This is a genomic window from Litoribrevibacter albus (genome assembly GCF_030159995.1).
Taxonomy (GTDB): Bacteria; Pseudomonadota; Gammaproteobacteria; order Pseudomonadales; family Litoribrevibacteraceae; genus Litoribrevibacter; species Litoribrevibacter albus.
Genome location: NZ_BSNM01000002.1, coordinates 78,435 through 95,917, shown reverse-complemented (window position 1 = coordinate 95,917; position 17,483 = coordinate 78,435). Strand labels below are relative to the sequence as shown.

The 17,483-nt window shown below is 46.6% G+C and carries 14 protein-coding genes; 3 read left to right on the top strand and 11 right to left on the bottom strand.

Annotated features, from left to right (window positions below):
* The first annotated feature begins 73 nt into the window (after positions 1–73).
* Together QQL66_RS00575 and QQL66_RS00570 are read left to right on the top strand one after the other, a co-directional pair.
* Positions 74–1,117 (top strand): polyamine ABC transporter substrate-binding protein, encoded by a 1,044-nt coding sequence (locus tag QQL66_RS00575; RefSeq protein ID WP_284377513.1) that lies wholly within the window; start codon positions 74–76, stop codon positions 1,115–1,117.
* A complete protein-coding gene (locus QQL66_RS00570; RefSeq protein WP_284377511.1) occupies positions 1,104–3,554 on the top strand; it encodes a putative bifunctional diguanylate cyclase/phosphodiesterase in 2,451 nt (816 codons plus the stop codon). Before QQL66_RS00575 ends, QQL66_RS00570 begins: the two co-directional genes overlap by 14 nt.
* A gap of 164 nt (positions 3,555–3,718) precedes the next feature.
* On the opposite strand, the gene acs is transcribed toward QQL66_RS00570, so the two are convergent.
* From acs to QQL66_RS00555, 3 genes are all read right to left on the bottom strand, one after another.
* A complete protein-coding gene (gene acs, locus QQL66_RS00565; protein ID WP_284377509.1) occupies positions 3,719–5,707 on the bottom strand; it encodes an acetate--CoA ligase in 1,989 nt (662 codons plus the stop codon).
* Positions 5,708–5,865: 158 nt separating this feature from the next.
* Entirely contained in the window at positions 5,866–6,324 is a 459-nt protein-coding gene (locus tag QQL66_RS00560) for a WapI family immunity protein (RefSeq protein WP_284377508.1), read from the bottom strand.
* A gap of 48 nt (positions 6,325–6,372) precedes the next feature.
* Positions 6,373–6,963, bottom strand: a complete 591-nt coding sequence (locus QQL66_RS00555) for a hypothetical protein (protein ID WP_284377506.1) — start codon at positions 6,961–6,963, stop codon at positions 6,373–6,375.
* A 271-nt stretch (positions 6,964–7,234) separates the two neighbouring features.
* On the opposite strand from QQL66_RS00555, the gene QQL66_RS00550 reads away from it, so the two are divergent.
* The gene (locus QQL66_RS00550) at positions 7,235–7,732 is read left to right on the top strand and encodes a DUF2938 domain-containing protein (protein ID WP_284377503.1); all 498 of its coding nucleotides are present in this window, start codon (positions 7,235–7,237) and stop codon (positions 7,730–7,732) included.
* 98 nt (positions 7,733–7,830) lie between these two features.
* On the opposite strand, the gene QQL66_RS00545 is transcribed toward QQL66_RS00550, so the two are convergent.
* The 8 genes from QQL66_RS00545 to QQL66_RS00510 all read right to left on the bottom strand — a co-directional run bounded on the left by QQL66_RS00545 (position 7,831) and on the right by QQL66_RS00510 (position 17,445).
* Positions 7,831–8,256, bottom strand: coding sequence for an MAPEG family protein (locus QQL66_RS00545; protein WP_284377501.1), 426 nt, complete (start codon positions 8,254–8,256; stop codon positions 7,831–7,833).
* 367 nt (positions 8,257–8,623) lie between these two features.
* Entirely contained in the window at positions 8,624–9,364 is a 741-nt protein-coding gene (locus tag QQL66_RS00540; RefSeq protein ID WP_284377499.1) for a substrate-binding periplasmic protein, read from the bottom strand.
* Between the two features lie 78 nt (positions 9,365–9,442).
* Entirely contained in the window at positions 9,443–10,312 is an 870-nt protein-coding gene (locus tag QQL66_RS00535) for a hypothetical protein (protein ID WP_284377496.1), read from the bottom strand.
* On the bottom strand, positions 10,309–13,494 hold the full coding sequence (locus QQL66_RS00530; protein WP_284377494.1) for an efflux RND transporter permease subunit: 3,186 nt from the start codon (positions 13,492–13,494) through the stop codon (positions 10,309–10,311). The genes QQL66_RS00535 and QQL66_RS00530 overlap by 4 nt, the downstream gene beginning before the upstream one ends.
* A gap of 2 nt (positions 13,495–13,496) precedes the next feature.
* Positions 13,497–14,750 (bottom strand): efflux RND transporter periplasmic adaptor subunit, encoded by a 1,254-nt coding sequence (locus tag QQL66_RS00525; protein ID WP_284377492.1) that lies wholly within the window; start codon positions 14,748–14,750, stop codon positions 13,497–13,499.
* A 97-nt stretch (positions 14,751–14,847) separates the two neighbouring features.
* A complete protein-coding gene (locus QQL66_RS00520; protein ID WP_284377490.1) occupies positions 14,848–16,146 on the bottom strand; it encodes an ATP-binding protein in 1,299 nt (432 codons plus the stop codon).
* Positions 16,133–16,801, bottom strand: coding sequence for a response regulator transcription factor (locus tag QQL66_RS00515; protein WP_284377488.1), 669 nt, complete (start codon positions 16,799–16,801; stop codon positions 16,133–16,135). The genes QQL66_RS00520 and QQL66_RS00515 overlap by 14 nt, the downstream gene beginning before the upstream one ends.
* Positions 16,802–17,148: 347 nt before the next feature.
* Positions 17,149–17,445, bottom strand: coding sequence for a type II toxin-antitoxin system RelE/ParE family toxin (locus QQL66_RS00510; protein ID WP_284377486.1), 297 nt, complete (start codon positions 17,443–17,445; stop codon positions 17,149–17,151).
* Positions 17,446–17,483 lie beyond the last annotated feature (38 nt).

Sequence of the window (17,483 nt, the reverse complement as noted above, 5' to 3'; positions counted from 1 at the left end):
AACCAGACGTTTTCCGAAAAGCACCTATAGTTGTTGTAAAGCTCTACCTTAGAATGCTGTTTGAGAGGTCTGCATGAAACGCCTGTTACTGCTTTTTGTGTTTCTAATAATGGGACGAATTAGCTCTGCTGAAACACTGACCCTATATACTTGGGAAGAATACATTTCCGATGACATAGTCAACGCTTGGGAAAAGAGCTCCGGGCATACCCTTAAACAAATCTACTTTGATAACGAAGAAGATCGCGATGCTCTCGTGGCCAGCAATACCGCCCAAAACATCGATCTCACGATCATCGACCATATTGCCGGACTGCAACTGGGCTCCGAAGGCATGCTCCAGCGCGTCCCTACTCCAGAAGAGCTTCCAGGGCTGAGCCACCTGGATGAACAATGGCGTTCCGGTTGCGGTGAACACGCCATTCCTTATTTCTGGGGGACTCTCGGTGTTGTTTACCGGACAGATAAAATACCAACCCCTCCGACCTCCTGGAAACAACTCCTGATGCCTGACAAAACGCTGTCCGGGCACGTTGGGTTATTTGAGGACTACACCGATTTACTGGCACCTGCCTTGCTGCTCAAGGGACAATCAATCAATACCGAAGACACCACACAATTAAAGGAAGCCTTCGAGCTCATCAAACAGAACCTTCCTAAGGTGCTTACCTTCGAGTATCCGGTTACGTTTGTTGATCGAAACCCTAAATCAGACGAGCTCTATATGGCACTGGCCTATAGCGGTGATCAATTTACCCTGAATGATCGAGCTGGCTCGGAAATATGGAACTACACAACATTACAAGAAGGCACTATTACTTGGCTGGATTGCCTTGCTATTGTATCCAGCAGTAAGAAGAGAGCCCTGGCTATCGATTTCCTGAAGCATCTATATACGCTGGAAAATACGGCAAAAAACTCTGAGGACATTTATGTAGCAACGCCAAGCTCACAAGCAAAAGCATTACAGTCCCAAGAGTTCCAAGATGATTTAACCGTCTACCCACCCCAGGCTCTACTCAAGAAAAGTCAACAATATTCAACTCTGAGCGCCAGTAATTTGTACTTAAGAAACAGAATCACCAGCTCCTTGGTAAAGCTACATGACTCTCAGTAAGCGCGCGTTATTTGTAATTTTTCCGGTCGTTTTTCTGAGTTTTTATCTGGCGGCTGTGATTTCCTATTTTTCCATTGCCGAAACCACCCGCAAGCTGGAACAAAACCGCTTGAATCTGGCGGTTACCGAGCTGTCATCCCTTTACGACCAATACACAACCTATGCCGAGAGCTATTTACTGGCCTTGACAGAAAGCACCATTTTTCGGGATTACATCAGCGGCAGAAGTCACAATCGCTACTCACACATCACATTAAGCAGTTCCATAGAAAAGGCCATTCGCAGTTTTGAACAACACAAAACGGATGAGCTGAGCTTTGCAATTCATACAAACGATGCCAATCTCACCCGGGAATTCTTTTTTGAATTAAGTGACAATCCATTTGCAGAGCTGGACGAACAACTAATCAACGAGCTTAAACAACTTCAACAAAGCTCAGGCTATAGCTATATTCACCACATACAATCTGACAGTCACGAACACCTGATTGCCATTACAAAAGTACTCGACAGACAGACCTTCTTACCGCCTCATCCTTCACAGCTTGCCAACAGTGTATTGGTCACATTTGCTTTAGAACCCTCCAAGTTCATCGAGCTAAAACGCGACATTGAAGAAAGCTATGGTGCCACGGTAGATGTACACTCAGACCTCGATTCAGCTCCTGTAGAAACGCAAAAATCTTCAGCGCAAACACCTCATTCAGAGAATCAACACGCCCATAATCAGATTACTGATATCAGTCTTGATTTATTTGCTGAAGCCACTCTAAACAATAATGACACGCTCCATATTCACGTCACACACGACTACCTTGAGAACCACCTGGCCCCCACTCGTCAGGGTCTCACAACATTAGGCATTCTCTTTTTTGTGGTGTCATCATTGATCTTGTATTTCTTGTTACAACGATACATTACTCGTCCCATCATCCGGTTAGAACATGAACTAAGCCAGGTAATGGCAAATCAAAAAGACAACATCGACGTGACCGCTGATGCCAGTAATGAAATTGGTCGACTGGAACGTACCTTTAATACGCTGTATGGCAACCTGGTTCAGGCATATCAAAAAACCAAAGAACTGTCAGAGCAAGACTCTCTGACCAAGCTGCACAACATTGCCTACATCACAGAACGAACCAACCAATTACTTCATCATGCCCAAGAACATGAGCTACAAGTGACCTTTATTTATATCGACCTCGATAACTTCAAATTCGTCAACGATCGGTTTGGTCACGGCACCGGAGACGCATTACTTAAATCGGTGGCTCATAAGTTGACGCTAATTTGTCATCAAGACGATATGCCACACCACCAATCGATTGAGGATTGCCTGATCGGCCGAATCGCCGGAGACGAATTTGCCATCATTCTGGAACACCCTGAAATGTCTCCGGAAGACTCCCCCGCAGAGCACATTGCGAATCAGGTATTACAGCTCTTTAAGGATGGTTACCATTTTGAACGAGGCCACTTTCCTGTCAGCGCCAGTATCGGCATATCCAAATACCCTCAGGATGGTCATACCTTATCTCAGTTAATCAATAACGCTGACAACGCCATGTACCATGCTAAACACGGTGGTAAGAATCAAATTTCCCTGTATTCAGAAGAGATCGCAAACAAAACCCGACGCTTGAAAGACATCGAGCAGGAATTAAAAACCCTCAACCCGGATGACGAGTTTTATTTAGTCTACATGCCGTTGGTGAATACCCGTTCTCGTCAAATTGACGGCTTTGAAGTTCTTATCCGGTGGATCTCGCCGAAGCTTGGCTTTGTTGGCCCGGATGAATTTATTCCAATTTCCGAAAGCTTCGGTCTGTTCAACAAGATTGATTCTTGGGTGGCGGAAACCGCATTTAAATCCTATGCCGACTTAAAAGCCCGCTTAGGACGGGACTTTAAACTCTCCATTAACTTATCTTCCGCACAACTCAACTCCAACAAACTGGGTGTGGATCTGATTGTCTTGGCTAACCAATATCAGGTACCGCCAAAACAAATTCAGCTTGAAATGACGGAAACACTCAATGTGGAGTACACACAAGAAACCGATGTGCTGCTTAAGGTATTAATTGCTCAAGGCTTCAATATTGCCATTGATGATTTCGGAACCGGCTACACCGCACTCCTTCAGTTGATTGAGTACCCAGCGAAGATGATCAAACTGGATAAAACCTTTATTGATAAGTCGATGGAAGAAGGTAAACGAAGCCTGCTAGCTCCCCTCATCAATATTTGCCACTCTCAAAACCTTCAGGTCACTGCCGAAGGCGTTGAGAACGAAGAAATTGCAGCCTATCTCACCAGCATTGGTTGTGACTACTTGCAAGGCTATTACTTTGGAAAGCCGGAAAGACTCGAAGACTTATCTTTTGATCATGAGTGGTACAACAGACCCAGCCTATCAAAACAGTCCAACTCCTAACGTCTTTGCTTTATCGTTCAAATCCAAGGCGCATACATCCAAGGCGCATACATCCAAAGAACAAGATCCAAAGAACAAAATTCAAAGCACTCAAATTGAAAGCACAAAAAACCGGAGTCAAAGCTCCGGTTTTTAGTTTCAGCCTGTGGCATTAAATCTTAGGATTACGCCGCTGATATTCCCTTGTGCTCTTCGATCAAATCATCCACCACCGACGGGTCAGCCAGAGTGGAGGTATCACCCAAGCCATCGTATTCAGCCGCAGCAATCTTGCGAAGAATCCGACGCATGATTTTACCAGAACGAGTTTTCGGTAAGCCCGGCGCCCACTGAATCACATCCGGTGAAGCAATCGGGCCAATGGTTTTCCGCACCCATTTTTTCAGTTCCATGCGAAGCTCTTCTGACGCTTCTGCGCCTTGATTCAAGGTCACATATACATAGATACCCTGACCTTTGACATCATGCGGGAAACCAACCACAGCGGCTTCAGCCACATCTTTATGCGCGACCATCGCACTCTCAATTTCAGCCGTGCCCATGCGGTGACCGGAGACATTCAGCACATCGTCCACACGGCCGGTAATCCAGTAATAACCGTCTTCATCGCGTCGTGCGCCGTCGCCTGTGCAATACATGCCTTTGAAGGTTTTGAAGTAGGTTTGAATGAATCTGTGATGATCACCGTACACGGTTCGGCTTTGTGCCGGCCAACTGTCGATGATCACCAAGTTACCATCGGCAGCACCTTCGATCAGGTTCCCCGAGTTATCCACCAGCGCCGTGTTCACGCCAAAGAACGGACGGGTCGCAGAGCCCGGTTTTAAATCCGTTGCCCCCGGTAACGGCGTGATCATAATGCCGCCGGTTTCCGTCTGCCACCAGGTATCAACAATCGGGCAGCGTTCTTCCCCAATGGTTTGGTAATACCAGTTCCAGGCCTCCGGGTTAATCGGTTCACCCACAGTTCCCAGAAGGCGCAGCGAACTGCGATTCGTACCCGCCACCGGCGCATCACCTTCCGCCATCAAGGCGCGAATTGCGGTCGGTGCGGTATACAAAATATTCACATGGTGTTTATCCACAATCTGCGAAACACGAGTGGAATCCGGGTAATTTGGCACCCCTTCACACATCAAAGAAACCGCACCGTTGGCTAATGGGCCATACACCAAATAACTGTGGCCGGTAATCCAACCAATATCCGCCGTACACCAATAGACTTCATTATCTTTGTAGTCGAACACATACTCATGCGTCATCGAGGCATACACCATGTAGCCCCCCGTAGAGTGCACTACGCCTTTCGGTTTACCCGTCGAGCCCGAGGTATAAAGAATGAACAGAGGATCTTCCGCATTCATTTCTTCCGCCGGACAATGCTCCGACGCCGTTTTCATCAGATCATCCCAACGCACGTCACGATGGGTATGCCACGCCACCGCTGTATTTCCCGTGCGTTCATACACAATCACTCGCTCCACTGAACGAATGTCCGGGTGAGTCAGTGCCTCATCCACATTCGCCTTTAATGGAACGGTTTTACCACCACGAACACCTTCGTCCGCTGTAATAATGATCTTAGAGTCACAATCAATAATACGGCCTGCCAAGGCTTCCGGTGAGAAACCACCAAATACCACTGCGTGAATTGCACCGATACGGGCACAGGCCAACATAGCGACGACAGACTCAACCACCATCGGCATGTAAATGGTCACCACATCGCCTTTGCGAACGCCCTGGCTCTTCAAGGCATTGGCAAACTTACAGACTTCGCGATGCAGTTCTTTATAAGTGACGGTGCGATCCTGATCCGGCTCATCGCCTTCCCAGATAATCGCCGTTTGATCCCCTCGGGTTTCCAAGTGACGATCCAGACAGTTCGACGACGCATTCAAGGTGCCATCTTCGAACCAACGAATGTCCACATTATGGTCATCGAAGGAAGTGTTCTTCACCTTCGAATAAGGCGTCATCCAATCAATGCGCTGACCGTGCTCGCGCCAAAAACCATCCGGATTAATGATCGACTGCTGATACATTTCCTTGTATTTGGCCTCATCAATCCAGGCACTTTTCGCAAACTCGGGCTTAACCGGGACCACTTGCTCTTCAGATTTAAAGGCTTGTTCTGAACTTACACCACTCATCACTCTTCTCCCAAAATCCGCCCAGTCGATTCGATGGCTGAGCAAATAACAGACAATTTAACGTATGAGTTAAGTGTTGCGCGGGAAGGGAAAGTTAACCATTAGACCTTAGTCTAGGGGGGAACGGCCACCAGAAACTAATGGCCTTTGAAAAGCAACTAGCATCCACGGATTGGATACTGATCCAATGTCTTTTTAATACCACTACAGATACTTTTGAGTTGCTCTTCTCCAAGATCGAATACGATAGACCATTCATTTGCCTCAGATCCAAATTGTCTCATTGGAAAGCTAGGCGATAACTCATGGCTAAGATTTATAGAGATTCTAACAACGTCCTCTTTGAATGCTAAAAATTCGAAACTAATGCATGGCTCCACAAAATCAAGATGAGCATACTCAGGTAAGCGCCCTTCAACCAAAGATGAAAACCAATGTAAAAGCTGAGCAAGTTCAGTCGTTTCAATGGCTGGGTCAACCAACTCTATACTGTCACTCTCTTGTTGAATCCGAAGTCTTAGCAAACACCAATCGTCATCTTCAATTTCCGGAAATTCATAGCCGGCAACCTCGATATATAAGTTAATTTTTTCTTCAATATTCGTAAGATTAATCACTAAATCTATTCTTCTAGCTGTCTACGACTTAATCAGTCAAAAGAGGAATTACCAAAGCAACTTGAAAGCCACTAAATCTTCAGGCTCACGCTCTTTAGAGCCTTTGTAAGAACCATACAGTTTATTGTACAGAGCACTAGCTATTTTACGTCTAGGTTCAACTTTCCAGGAACCAGAATAATTATTGAGAGTTAACGTTATATATCTATATTTTCGGCTTGAGCCTTCAACCGTAACAACTTGCTTAACTGTAAAGTGAACCAAGTTTTGTCCCTCTCTGACTCCGCCTAAAACATGATATTTAAAATCAACATGGTCATATCTAGCCATATTTTGCTTTGTCGTATTTATTAGTATGTCTTCGTTGGATAAAGCGATAATCGGATTATCAAGGGATGATCTAGTTCTCACCATATTTGCCTTTGATTTAATTGTCTGCTTTTCAAATACATCAACTAATGAACGGTAGTCCTTTATTTCTAACGACTGAAAATACTTGATAGCAACCTTCTGAGCTTCATAAATAACTTTATCTATAGTGTTCTCAGAAGATTTAAGAGTGACAGTATCATCGACATTTGTACTAGCGTAAGCCAAACATGAAATAACAAATAAAATTAAAAATATTAACTGTCTCATTTCCGTCCTCAATATAGCTAATGAATACACGATTCCAAGTCGTTTCTTACACTAAAAGTGCTCAAACTCCCAACTGAAGCCTTTGATTTTATTACACTATCACTCCTTTGATCCCAACACCACGATGAAAGAACAACACACCAATTGGGCAGAGAAACATACTAATCCCAAACGATCTCAAAAAGCCTCTTGACTTAAAGTCAACTTGAAGTTGTATCGTATTAACCAACACCAGAAACACGTTAATACGATCAATTTAAGGAGACGCTATATGCCAGAGCTTTCTGAACCCTCAACCACTCTTTACCAGATTCTAGCCATAGGTATCGGTGCAACATTGGTGATGGATGTTTGGGCGATATTGCTCAAGCAACTACTCAATATCCCTTCGCTGGATTATGCCTTGGTTGGCCGTTGGCTTGGGCACATGACCAAAGGCACCTTTGTCCATCAAAGCATTTTTAATGCATCAGCCACTCGTTTTGAAAAGGCCATCGGTTGGTTTAGCCATTACCTGATCGGAGTTCTCTTTGCTGGTGGTTTAGTCGCAATCGTCGGTGAAGATTGGTTAGCAGCCCCTACACTCTTACCCGCACTGCTGTTTGGTGTAGCGACCGTTATCTTTCCGTTTTTTGTAATGCAACCGTGTTTTGGCTTTGGCGTCGCTGCATCCAAAACACCCAAACCAATGAACGCTCGCAGTAAAAGTTTACTGACTCATGCCGTGTTTGGCTTGGGGCTGTATCTGACGGCTCTCGTTATCCTATAGAAAGGAATCACCGGGTAAGCTCTGCAATGATTAGCGATAGAAAACTTCTCAATCATTCCCGGCCTGAGCCAAGGCCGGGGCTCTTCTATATAACTACATCAAATCACATTTAGAAAAACCGTTACCCACAACCCGGTCACGCTAATCAAACCCGCGCCAAAGGCTAAGAAACGATAGGTCACATTGTTGATCGTCAAATGAATCGCCGAATGAATTAATCGCGTAATCACAAACGCCCAGGCAAAGGCCACAGCGGTGTCAGTTGCAGAATTGGTAACGTAGGCGATTAAGACACCCGCGTAGAACAAAGGTGGTACTTCGAAATGATTGTGCACATGACGTGAAAGCAAGTGCAAACGTTCAGGTTCTGTCCCTTGGTTGTAGGTTCGGTAGAAACTGATTTTCACCTTGCCCAGTTTGATTGCACCTAAACGACTCATGCCCAATGAAAGCAAACACAGCATGGTCAGTAAAAACATCGCGAAAGCGGGATAGAAAATGCTGGTGGATGTCGTAAGTATCATAAAAGCTCCCTGTTAAATCTGTCCTGTGAAGTTCATTATTTTTTCGGTTAGTAAACCACAGGAAACAACGGTAAGACATGCAGAAAATGATTTTATGAATACTTTTTATTCAATTTTTACAATAAGTTAGTGCAATGTTTGAACAAGTCATAACATTGGCTATTTTTAACACTAAAGTCTGAACTCCAGTTAAAACGGGCGTTTGAATCACTTCCACATAGGTTATTCAACAGGTTATCCACAGAAATTGTTAACATCTTATTCAGAAGCTCAATTTTTCCTCAAAAGAGGTTAAATCGCTCGATGAAAAGCGGCACTAAGTTTGGTTCTCAGGCCGCTTTATTGAGGTTAATAGTGAAGGATTTGATCAACGATATTGAGCATAGATGGTCTCAACCGTGCCATTGGCTTTCAGCTCGGTAATCGCTTCATTTATCGCTGGAATCACAGCGGCTTTAGAAGGATGCACCCGAAACATAATATCGGCCGAACCAATCACACTGCCAATCTGAATTGATTTCAAACTTGCATCGGTTTTGATTCGATACTGAGCGGCTTCCTTACGAATAAAGGCGGTATCAATTCGATTATTGACCAGTTTCAACATGAGCTTATCTTCGTTCAAACTGTCCTGCCGATGAATACTGCCAGATCCAAAGGCATCCATGTAACCGGGATAAAAGAAGCCTTTGATAGTCCCGACTTTCATGCCACTAAGGTCTTGTGGGCCAGACACCGATTTAAGCTTACCTTCATTGAAAATCACCACATCTTCGGCTTTGGCAAAGGCGATGGTGAACTCACCAGGTACAGCAGAACCTGAACGCCAAACCGGATTGATACCCGGCTCAACGTGCACTTGCCCTTGCTCAAACAACGCCATAGCCCGTTTTGTTGGCAAGTAATCAAACTGAAACTGAATACCGGATTGCTTACCGATGGCATTCAAGAGATCCACATAAATACCGGTATTACTGTCGCCTTTCTCAAAAAACAGCGGTGGCGAACCACCATCGTATAAAACCACTTTTAGCGTTTCAGCGAAGCTAAACGTAGACATCCCCAATAAACACAAAAGAGTTAACAGTTTTCTTATGCCTGCCTTCATCACCAGATCTCCCGATTAAACTGCATTCGATTAAAGTTTAGACAGTTCGGGAGAGATGACGAATTTAACCTTAGGCAATCAAAAATGCCTCAATTTCAACACAATGCTCTCCTCACCACTCTCATCATGTAAGGTCACCAACCGGGATGATTCTTCACTGACGTCGTATTGATAGACCGACCGGCCACCGCCGTCATAGTCCACATTAATCTGTTGCAGCGGTTTGGCAGAGGCCAATTGTGCGGTTACTTGATAGAACGGCACTTCATGATCGCTCTCTGGATCAAACAGTCGGAAGGAGCGTTTTTGGTCGTCCGGCAGCAGTTTCGGCAGTCGTAAATTAAACGCCGTTAGGGTCATATCGAAGTCGTTAGGATCAAGAAACGTCGAGTAGGTTTCGGTGGTTTTCAGAGTGGTTACTTGAGCCTGCATCCTCTCACTGATCAAGCCATCAACAGCAGTCGAGATGGTGTCTGAGATCGATAACTGCTTCCACGACGCTTTCACTTGTTCTGATTGATCCTGGTTTAACTCGAACCACTGCATGTGATATTTCAACAGGCCGCGATGTGCCGGAGTGATGTCCACCAGCATCAAATAATCGTTATAGAGGGTTAAATAGCTTGCCTTAATTAGTGCAGAAACGTCTCGATTATCGTTTTGCCCATAGCTCTCGTGTTTATAACTGTGGATCTCGGTATCCCCCCAAATGGAAGGAATCAACAGCTCCGACGTTTCCGTGATCTGCTGGCCCGCAGGTAATGCGTTAATCACTGTTTTCATCTGCCCAATGTCTTCGCCGTCCATCGTCACGGAATAAACCCAATCATTCGAGAATGCGGGGTTCGCGCAAGACAAAGTACCTCCCAAAACCCCTGCCAAAGTAGCGACTATTAAAAACAGATATCGAATGCCTTGTATTAACTTTTTAGCCCAATTAAATCTCATAAAGTATCTCCTTCTAGTGAATTAAGTTGTGGGATTTTTTCTGTCTTTGAACCCGTGCCTAACCGTTTCATGTCATGGCCAATGGCAATCAAAATAGGAATCAACAATAAGGTGATGGCGGTGGCAAAGATCTCACCGAACGCCAACGAAATCGCGGCGGGAATCAGATATTGCGCCTGTTCGGAAGTTTCCAGCATCAGAGGCGTTAACCCCGCCACCGTGGTGGTTGTGGTTAGAAAGATGGCTTTAAAGCGTCCGATTCCGGCATCCATCAGGGCGTCTTGGAAGGTAAGACCTTCCGTTCGGCCTTGGTTATAACGTGATAGCATCACCAGCGAATCGTTCACCACCACGCCCGCCAACGCCAACATCCCAAAGAAGGACAACAGGCTTAATGGCACATCCATAATCAGATGCCCGATGGCGGCGCCGACAAAACCGAAGGGAATCACCGACATAATCACGAACGGCTGAACGTAGGACTTCAACGGCACCGCCAAGAGCACATAAATCAGCACACAGGTGAACAACAGCGCCTTAATCAGGTTGCCTTTGATGGTGAAGATTTCTTCCAGTTCACCCGCCTGTTTGATCTCCACCTCCGGGTATTGATCGGCCAGTTTTGGCACCAGACCATCGAAGATCTCTGCTCCCAGTTCCGAGGGGGAAAGATGCGATTTATCCAAAGAGGCCGAGATAGTGTTCACCCGTTTGCCATCTCGACGTGCCACATAGTCAGTCACGTAGGAGGATTCAATCTGAGCCACCGTGGAAATCGGAAACCATCGACCCTGATCGTTCATCACCCGAAGATCAAACAAGTCCGCCAGGGAATCCCGAGCACTCTTGCCATCTTCCACCATCACCTTCACTTCGTCGGAACCACGCTGAACACGTTGCGCTTCAATGCCACCAAAACGCCCACCAATCTGCACCGCTAAGGATTCATCGGTGAAACCCAAATAGCGCGCCTCCGGTTTTAGGCGAAAACGTAATTCCGGCTGACCGGGCTTTAAGTCCTGACGGACATTACTCGCACCGTCGGTGGCGCGGATATGCTCGATCAATAACTCACTGACTTCCCGCAGCACTTGGTCATTCTTGCTGAACACTTGTAACGCAAAGCCACCTCCGGTTTCTTCGGACGCATTGAAACTGAGCTCTGTGGCGCCTTCCAATTGACCTACGGTTTGTCGCCATTGGGAGACAATCTCTTGCGCGGGTAATTCAGGCCGATCTTGCGGTTTGGTTAACTCGGCATAAAGCTCTACCGAAGAAGCCCCCGCCACCACAGTCAGCACGTGCTTAATGGGTAACTGGTCTAAGTCATAATGTTGCTGCCATTGATGATTAAGCTGATTTACAGCCTGCTCGATGGTATTGGCATTCGACACCGTTAAACGATGAGGAGAACGCGGATCCATTTCCATCTGAACAGTAACGAGTTGACCAGGAATATCCGGGAAGAAGACAGTTCGAATGCTGCCGTTGGCGATCAGGCCCAGCCCCAATACCGCCATGGAGAAAAAGACAATTAAGACGGCATAACGCTGTTCCAACGTCCAAAGTAATAAGGGCTGATAACAACGCAACTTCACCCAATCCAAACTGGCTTGAGCCCCCCCCTGAATCTTTCTTCCGAAGCTAAAAATGCGGCCCAACATTGAAGAATGAGGTTTGGGCTCGATGGAAATCGCCGCTAAATGAGCAGGCAAAATGAACTTGCTCTCAAACAAAGAGAACAGCAGCGTCAGGATCACCACACCTGCAAAGCTCGCCAGAATCTTGCCCATGGCATTGTCGATCAACAACATCGGGAAAAAGGCTGCAACGGTAGTCAGCACGCCATAGATGGTTGCGGTGGCGACTTTTTTCACACCCGCCTCCGTCCCTGTTATCGGGTCAGTATTTATAGGGTCTCGATCATTGGATTTGTGATTATCGGTTCGAGTCTCAAAGACACTTTCCCCCACCACCACAGCATCATCCACCAGAATCCCCAGTGCGATGATCAAGCCAAAAGTAGTGATGTCATTGAGTGAAAAACCCACCCAATCTGAACCCATCACTGCGAGGGCACCGGCGATAGAGATGGGAATCCCCATCGCCACCCAAAAGGCCAGCTTGATATTGAGGAACAACGCCAGCAACACAAACACCAGCAACAAGCCTTGAATGGCATTGTCTTTCAACAGTGTCAGTCGTTCAGAGATGTAACCGCTGCTGTCGGCCCATGAATCAATGAACACACCTTCGGGCAACAGCTTTCGTTGTGCTGCCAGAGAGGCTTTCACCGCCTCGGCAATGTCCAGAAGATTCTCTTTTCGACCAATCAGAATTTCCATACCGATCCCAGGCACGCCATCAAACCGCACCACCGACTGATCGTCTTCGTAGTCATCCACCACCTCGGCGATGTCTTTCAAGGTGAGTTCCTGACCATTGCTTAACGACTTGATATGCACTTGCTCGAAATCCAAACGACGTAAGCGTTCATGGTCTGCACGCAAGGAGATATTGCCGTCGCGGGTTTTCAAAATCCCGGCTTGAAAGGACAACGAAGACTGACGGATTTGCCGCACCACATCGTCGGCACTCAGCTGATAGGCCAGTAACTTTTCAGGCTTCAATTCCACCCGGATCTCAGGTGGTCGTTTGCCCCAGGTGTTGATCTTAGAGACTTCGGGCAAGGCCAATAAGGTTTCTCGCACATCGGTTGCCACCGTCTGTAACGTTGTCGTATCAACATCGCCGTAGAGTTGAACGATCATCGCAGCCAGGTCAAAGTCATTACGCGTTACCACCGGCTTTTCGGCGGCGGAAGGCAAACCATCAATGGCATCCAATCGAGTGCGAAGATCTTCCGACAAGCGCTGTAGAGAATAGCCTTCCTGCTTCATCACCTGTACTTCGGACACCCCTTCACTGGAAAATGCCGTTACCCGTTTGATCCCGGCAACCCCTTCGAAGGCTTTTTCAATTTTCCGAGTGACCTGTTGGTCCACCTGATTCACATGCGCGCTCGGGAAATCTGTTCTGACGATTAAGGTATCCGCCGGCAACTTGGGAAAACCTTCCACTCGGATAGAAGAAACCGTCAGCCAACCGGCAATCACGATCAATAACATCATCAGATTGGCGGCGACCGGGTTGCGAATAAACCAACTGGTTAATGCGTGCATGATTAATTCCCCACCTGAGCGACCGGCAAGTCATCCGCCACGGGCTGAACCGCCAAGCCGGAAAGATAGAAGGCCAACGGCGTGGTAGCGACACGTACGATACCGTTATGCATACTGTTATCCAGCCCATCCAAGCCCGTCGGAGGAGAAACAATGACGTGATCACCGTCGAACAACACATCCGTCGGCGTATAAGAACGCAAAGTATTGTCAGGCGTGATGATCCAGACCAGCCCTTCCCGCGTCACTGCACCTTGAGGAAGTCGCAAACTGTCAGGTTTGGCTTTGCCCGGTAACTTGGCTCGAACAAACTTCCCAGGAATCAGCCCCAGTTCTTTCACTTTCTCCTGCATTTGCTCTTTAGAAAGCTCTTGAGAGAGCTCATGTGAAAAACCTCGCTCACTCGCTTGTATCGTTTGCGCCGTCACTTCCAAATAGAGCGGGTATTGTCGAGTTTCCTGATCCACTCGGTGCCCGCCTCGCACCGCCTTGCCATACCCTAATAACTGGTCGTGAGTACTGAACAAGGGCACCGGCTTTTCTTGCCAGTCCTCCGCAAGATTCATCCATTGCTCTTCATTCAGGGAGACTTTCAATAACAGGTGTTGATGATCCATCACTCGCACAATCGGATCTCCTTCAAACACCAACTGCCCCAAGCCCACATAGCGCTCAGTAATCACGCCAGAAAAAGGCGCTTTCACTTGGGTGTAAGAGAGATTACGTTGCGCCGACGACAAGAGTCGTTCAGCCACTTTTACATTATGTTTAGAGAGTGATAATTGAGGCAGGAACAACACCAAGTCACTGGGCTTCTTTTGAAAGCCGGAGCGCGCCCAATCCTTCCTAGCCAGCTCGGTTTTCTCTTTGGCCTGCCACAACGCCAATTCGGCCTGAGACAGATTTAATTCTGCATTGCTTAGCTCCGCCTGATAACGGGTGTCATCAATGTCCACCAAAACAGCACCTTGAGAGATCAAAGTTCCCGCTTCAAATACCGGCGCAATAGTTTTTACCTCACCGGTCACTTGCGCCTTGATGGTGACATCCCAACGAGGTTCCAACTCACCGTACAATGCAATTTGGCTGGCGTGATGATCGGGCTTCACCTCGATATAGCTCACCAAGGGTGGCAGAGGTTTAGATTGAGACGTATCTGAAGACGTCGCCACCGGCTCATCAATGACGATCAACGCCAAAAACAAAAAACCAATAGCCAGCAGTAAATAAAAACCGCGAAGAAGAAACTGTCGCATAACCGTGTTCGCCTGAGTTAATCATTCAAGCGAACACTGTAACTAAGAGGGGATTAAGAAAGGCTTAAGGTATGAGAGGCGCTGCCAAAAGAAGTGCCTACCAGAACACTAAAACTTCAACACCATCGACCTGCTGTTGAAAATGAAACTTCCAATCAAGCTTCTGGCAAATACGCTCAACCAATTGCAGCCCTAACCCGAAGCTTTGGAACTCCGAAGAACGATGATCCGCGTCCACATCAATGGGGTTTTCGATACTGAAACCGTCCTGGTTAAGGTGAATTCGAATCGCCCCTTCCATGGTAAATTGGCAGGCATTTCTGAGCAGATTAGCGAAGACAATGACCAATAGATCTTCTTCAATATTGATGGTGGCGTCTTCAATAAACGGCTCGATGGTCACCGCACGATTGGCAATTAAATACTGATGATCCGAAATCTGTTTTTCACAGAACGCCTGCAAGTTCACCGGGCTTTTTTCGATGGGTTTCTCCGATTCACGCGCCAGCCACAACAAAGTCGAAGATAGGCGGCTCATATCGGAGCTGGCTTTTAACGCGCGCTGAACGGTGGCTTGTTCAGCACCACTCAATTTGAAATCCAAGGTATCGAGGCACGCTTGAATGGTCGCTAACGGGGTGCGTAATTCATGGCTGGCATGTTTAAGAAACTGCTGCTCTCTGAGGTTGTATTCGGTAATCCGATCTACCCCGGATTTAAGTTGTTTCGCCAAGTCGTTCAACTCGGCAATCGGAAAAGTCTGCTGATTTAATTGATCATCGTGTTTTAAGCGCTCAGCCCAGGCACTCAATAACACCATCGGCTCATTCGCTCGTTTCAACAACCAGAACACAAACAAAAACAACCCGATAAAAATCAGCAGTAATAACCAGGCGGAGTTAATCACCAACGTCCAGATCACGCCATAAAACACGCCTTCGGTCTGTGTTGCATCGTTCTGCCACAGCAAGTAAATAGTGTGACCTTGCTCATCGTAACGATAGAAGGATAAGTAATCCCCATCTCCCTCGGGCGTCTCTACTTGCCCTTCATAAATTTCGAACGGTTCGACCTTTTTCGGGAAAACACGTCTGACCTCTTCCGGCATGTCGTCCAAACTTAAATACACATCATAGATGTCACTGCTCGGGGCCGTTGTCTTATCACGCCCAGGCTCTGCCTGCGTTTCAAAATAATTCCGAAAGATGTTTTTTGCATCCAAGACGAACATCTCGTTGGCGGCAAATTCCAACGAACGCCAGTTGATATAAAAGATCGAAACAATGACCGCGATGGAGAACGCAATGGCCGCCCAAATCACCTGCCAACGCAATTGCTGCGATAAGGTTTTAGGAGCTGACTTGTTTGGTGGTGATATTGGATTATGATTCTGCACTGATGCTCAACCCTAAACCGGTGACGGTTTTAATTAACGGAAATTCAAAGGGCTTATCCACCGCTTTTCTCAACGCATGTAAATGCACATTCAAACGACCTTTATCCGGTTCTTCGTCCGGCCACACCCACTGTTCGATGTCAGAACGAGAGACAACCTTCGGGCTGTGTCGCAACAGGATTTCCAGGATTTTCCACTCGGTAGGCGTTAGCGTAATGTCTACACCATCACGCTGCAGTCGGCGGGATTCAATATCCACCGTCAACGGCCCTAATGTATGCAACGCCTGTTGATTTAAAGAACGTCGATACAGGGCATTGAGTCTCGCCCATAACAAAGGCATCGGACACGGCTTCACCACATAATCATCAACACCAGTACGAAACCCCGATAACTGATCTTCCGTCGTCCCCATCGCCGTTAACATTAAGATCGGCGTGCTATTACCTTGTCGGCGCAGCTCCTGGCAGACATCCATGCCATCCAGCTTGGGCAGCATCAAATCCAGAATAATCACATCGAAGGACTCTTGCGTCGCCAGCTCAACACCCGCTAGCCCGTTATAGGCAAAATCACACTCGGCATCTTGCAGTTCCAGAAACTCTGCAATCGACGTTGCCAACGCTACATCATCTTCGACAATCAGTATTTTCATAAAAAATAACCGCTTACGGTCTATATCCTAAAAAATGGCTTACATCATGGGGACTTAGAAGACTATAACAAAGGATCTTAAGATTGCCTTAAGACAATGTGGAATATCTCGTTTGATCGCCATCAGTACAAGTCACTGTGCGTATTGATAACCATTGAAGTGATCACATTTTGCTCTGGTCATAACTTACTCTGGTCATAAAAAGCACGAAGTCATACAGCCCTTTTAAAACGGGCGTTTGAATGACTTCCGCATAGCTTATTCAACAGGTTATACACAGATAATGTGAACAAAATATTTCAGTGGTAAAAACCAGTAAAGAAACGACAAAAAGTGATGGGGTTTTATTACAATAATCGTTTGTGCCAATAGGAAGGCTTTCGTCGATTATGCATCACTGCTACAACATAAATTACATCGGTACGAATGCGGTATAGCACTGAAAAGGGAAACTGTTGCAGGACACAACGACGAATAGGTAGCTTCATCACAGAATAAAGTTCTGGAGTTTCAGCAATATGTTTGAATGAAGCCTCCAGCTCTTTCAGGAAGTCTTCACCTAAGCCTTCGGCTTGACGCTCATACCATTGGTAGGAGCTTTTGATGTCATCCCTAACATCACGATGAAAGATGATAGATAGCAAACCAATCCCTTTCTGCTATGCCTTATGATTTACAAAAG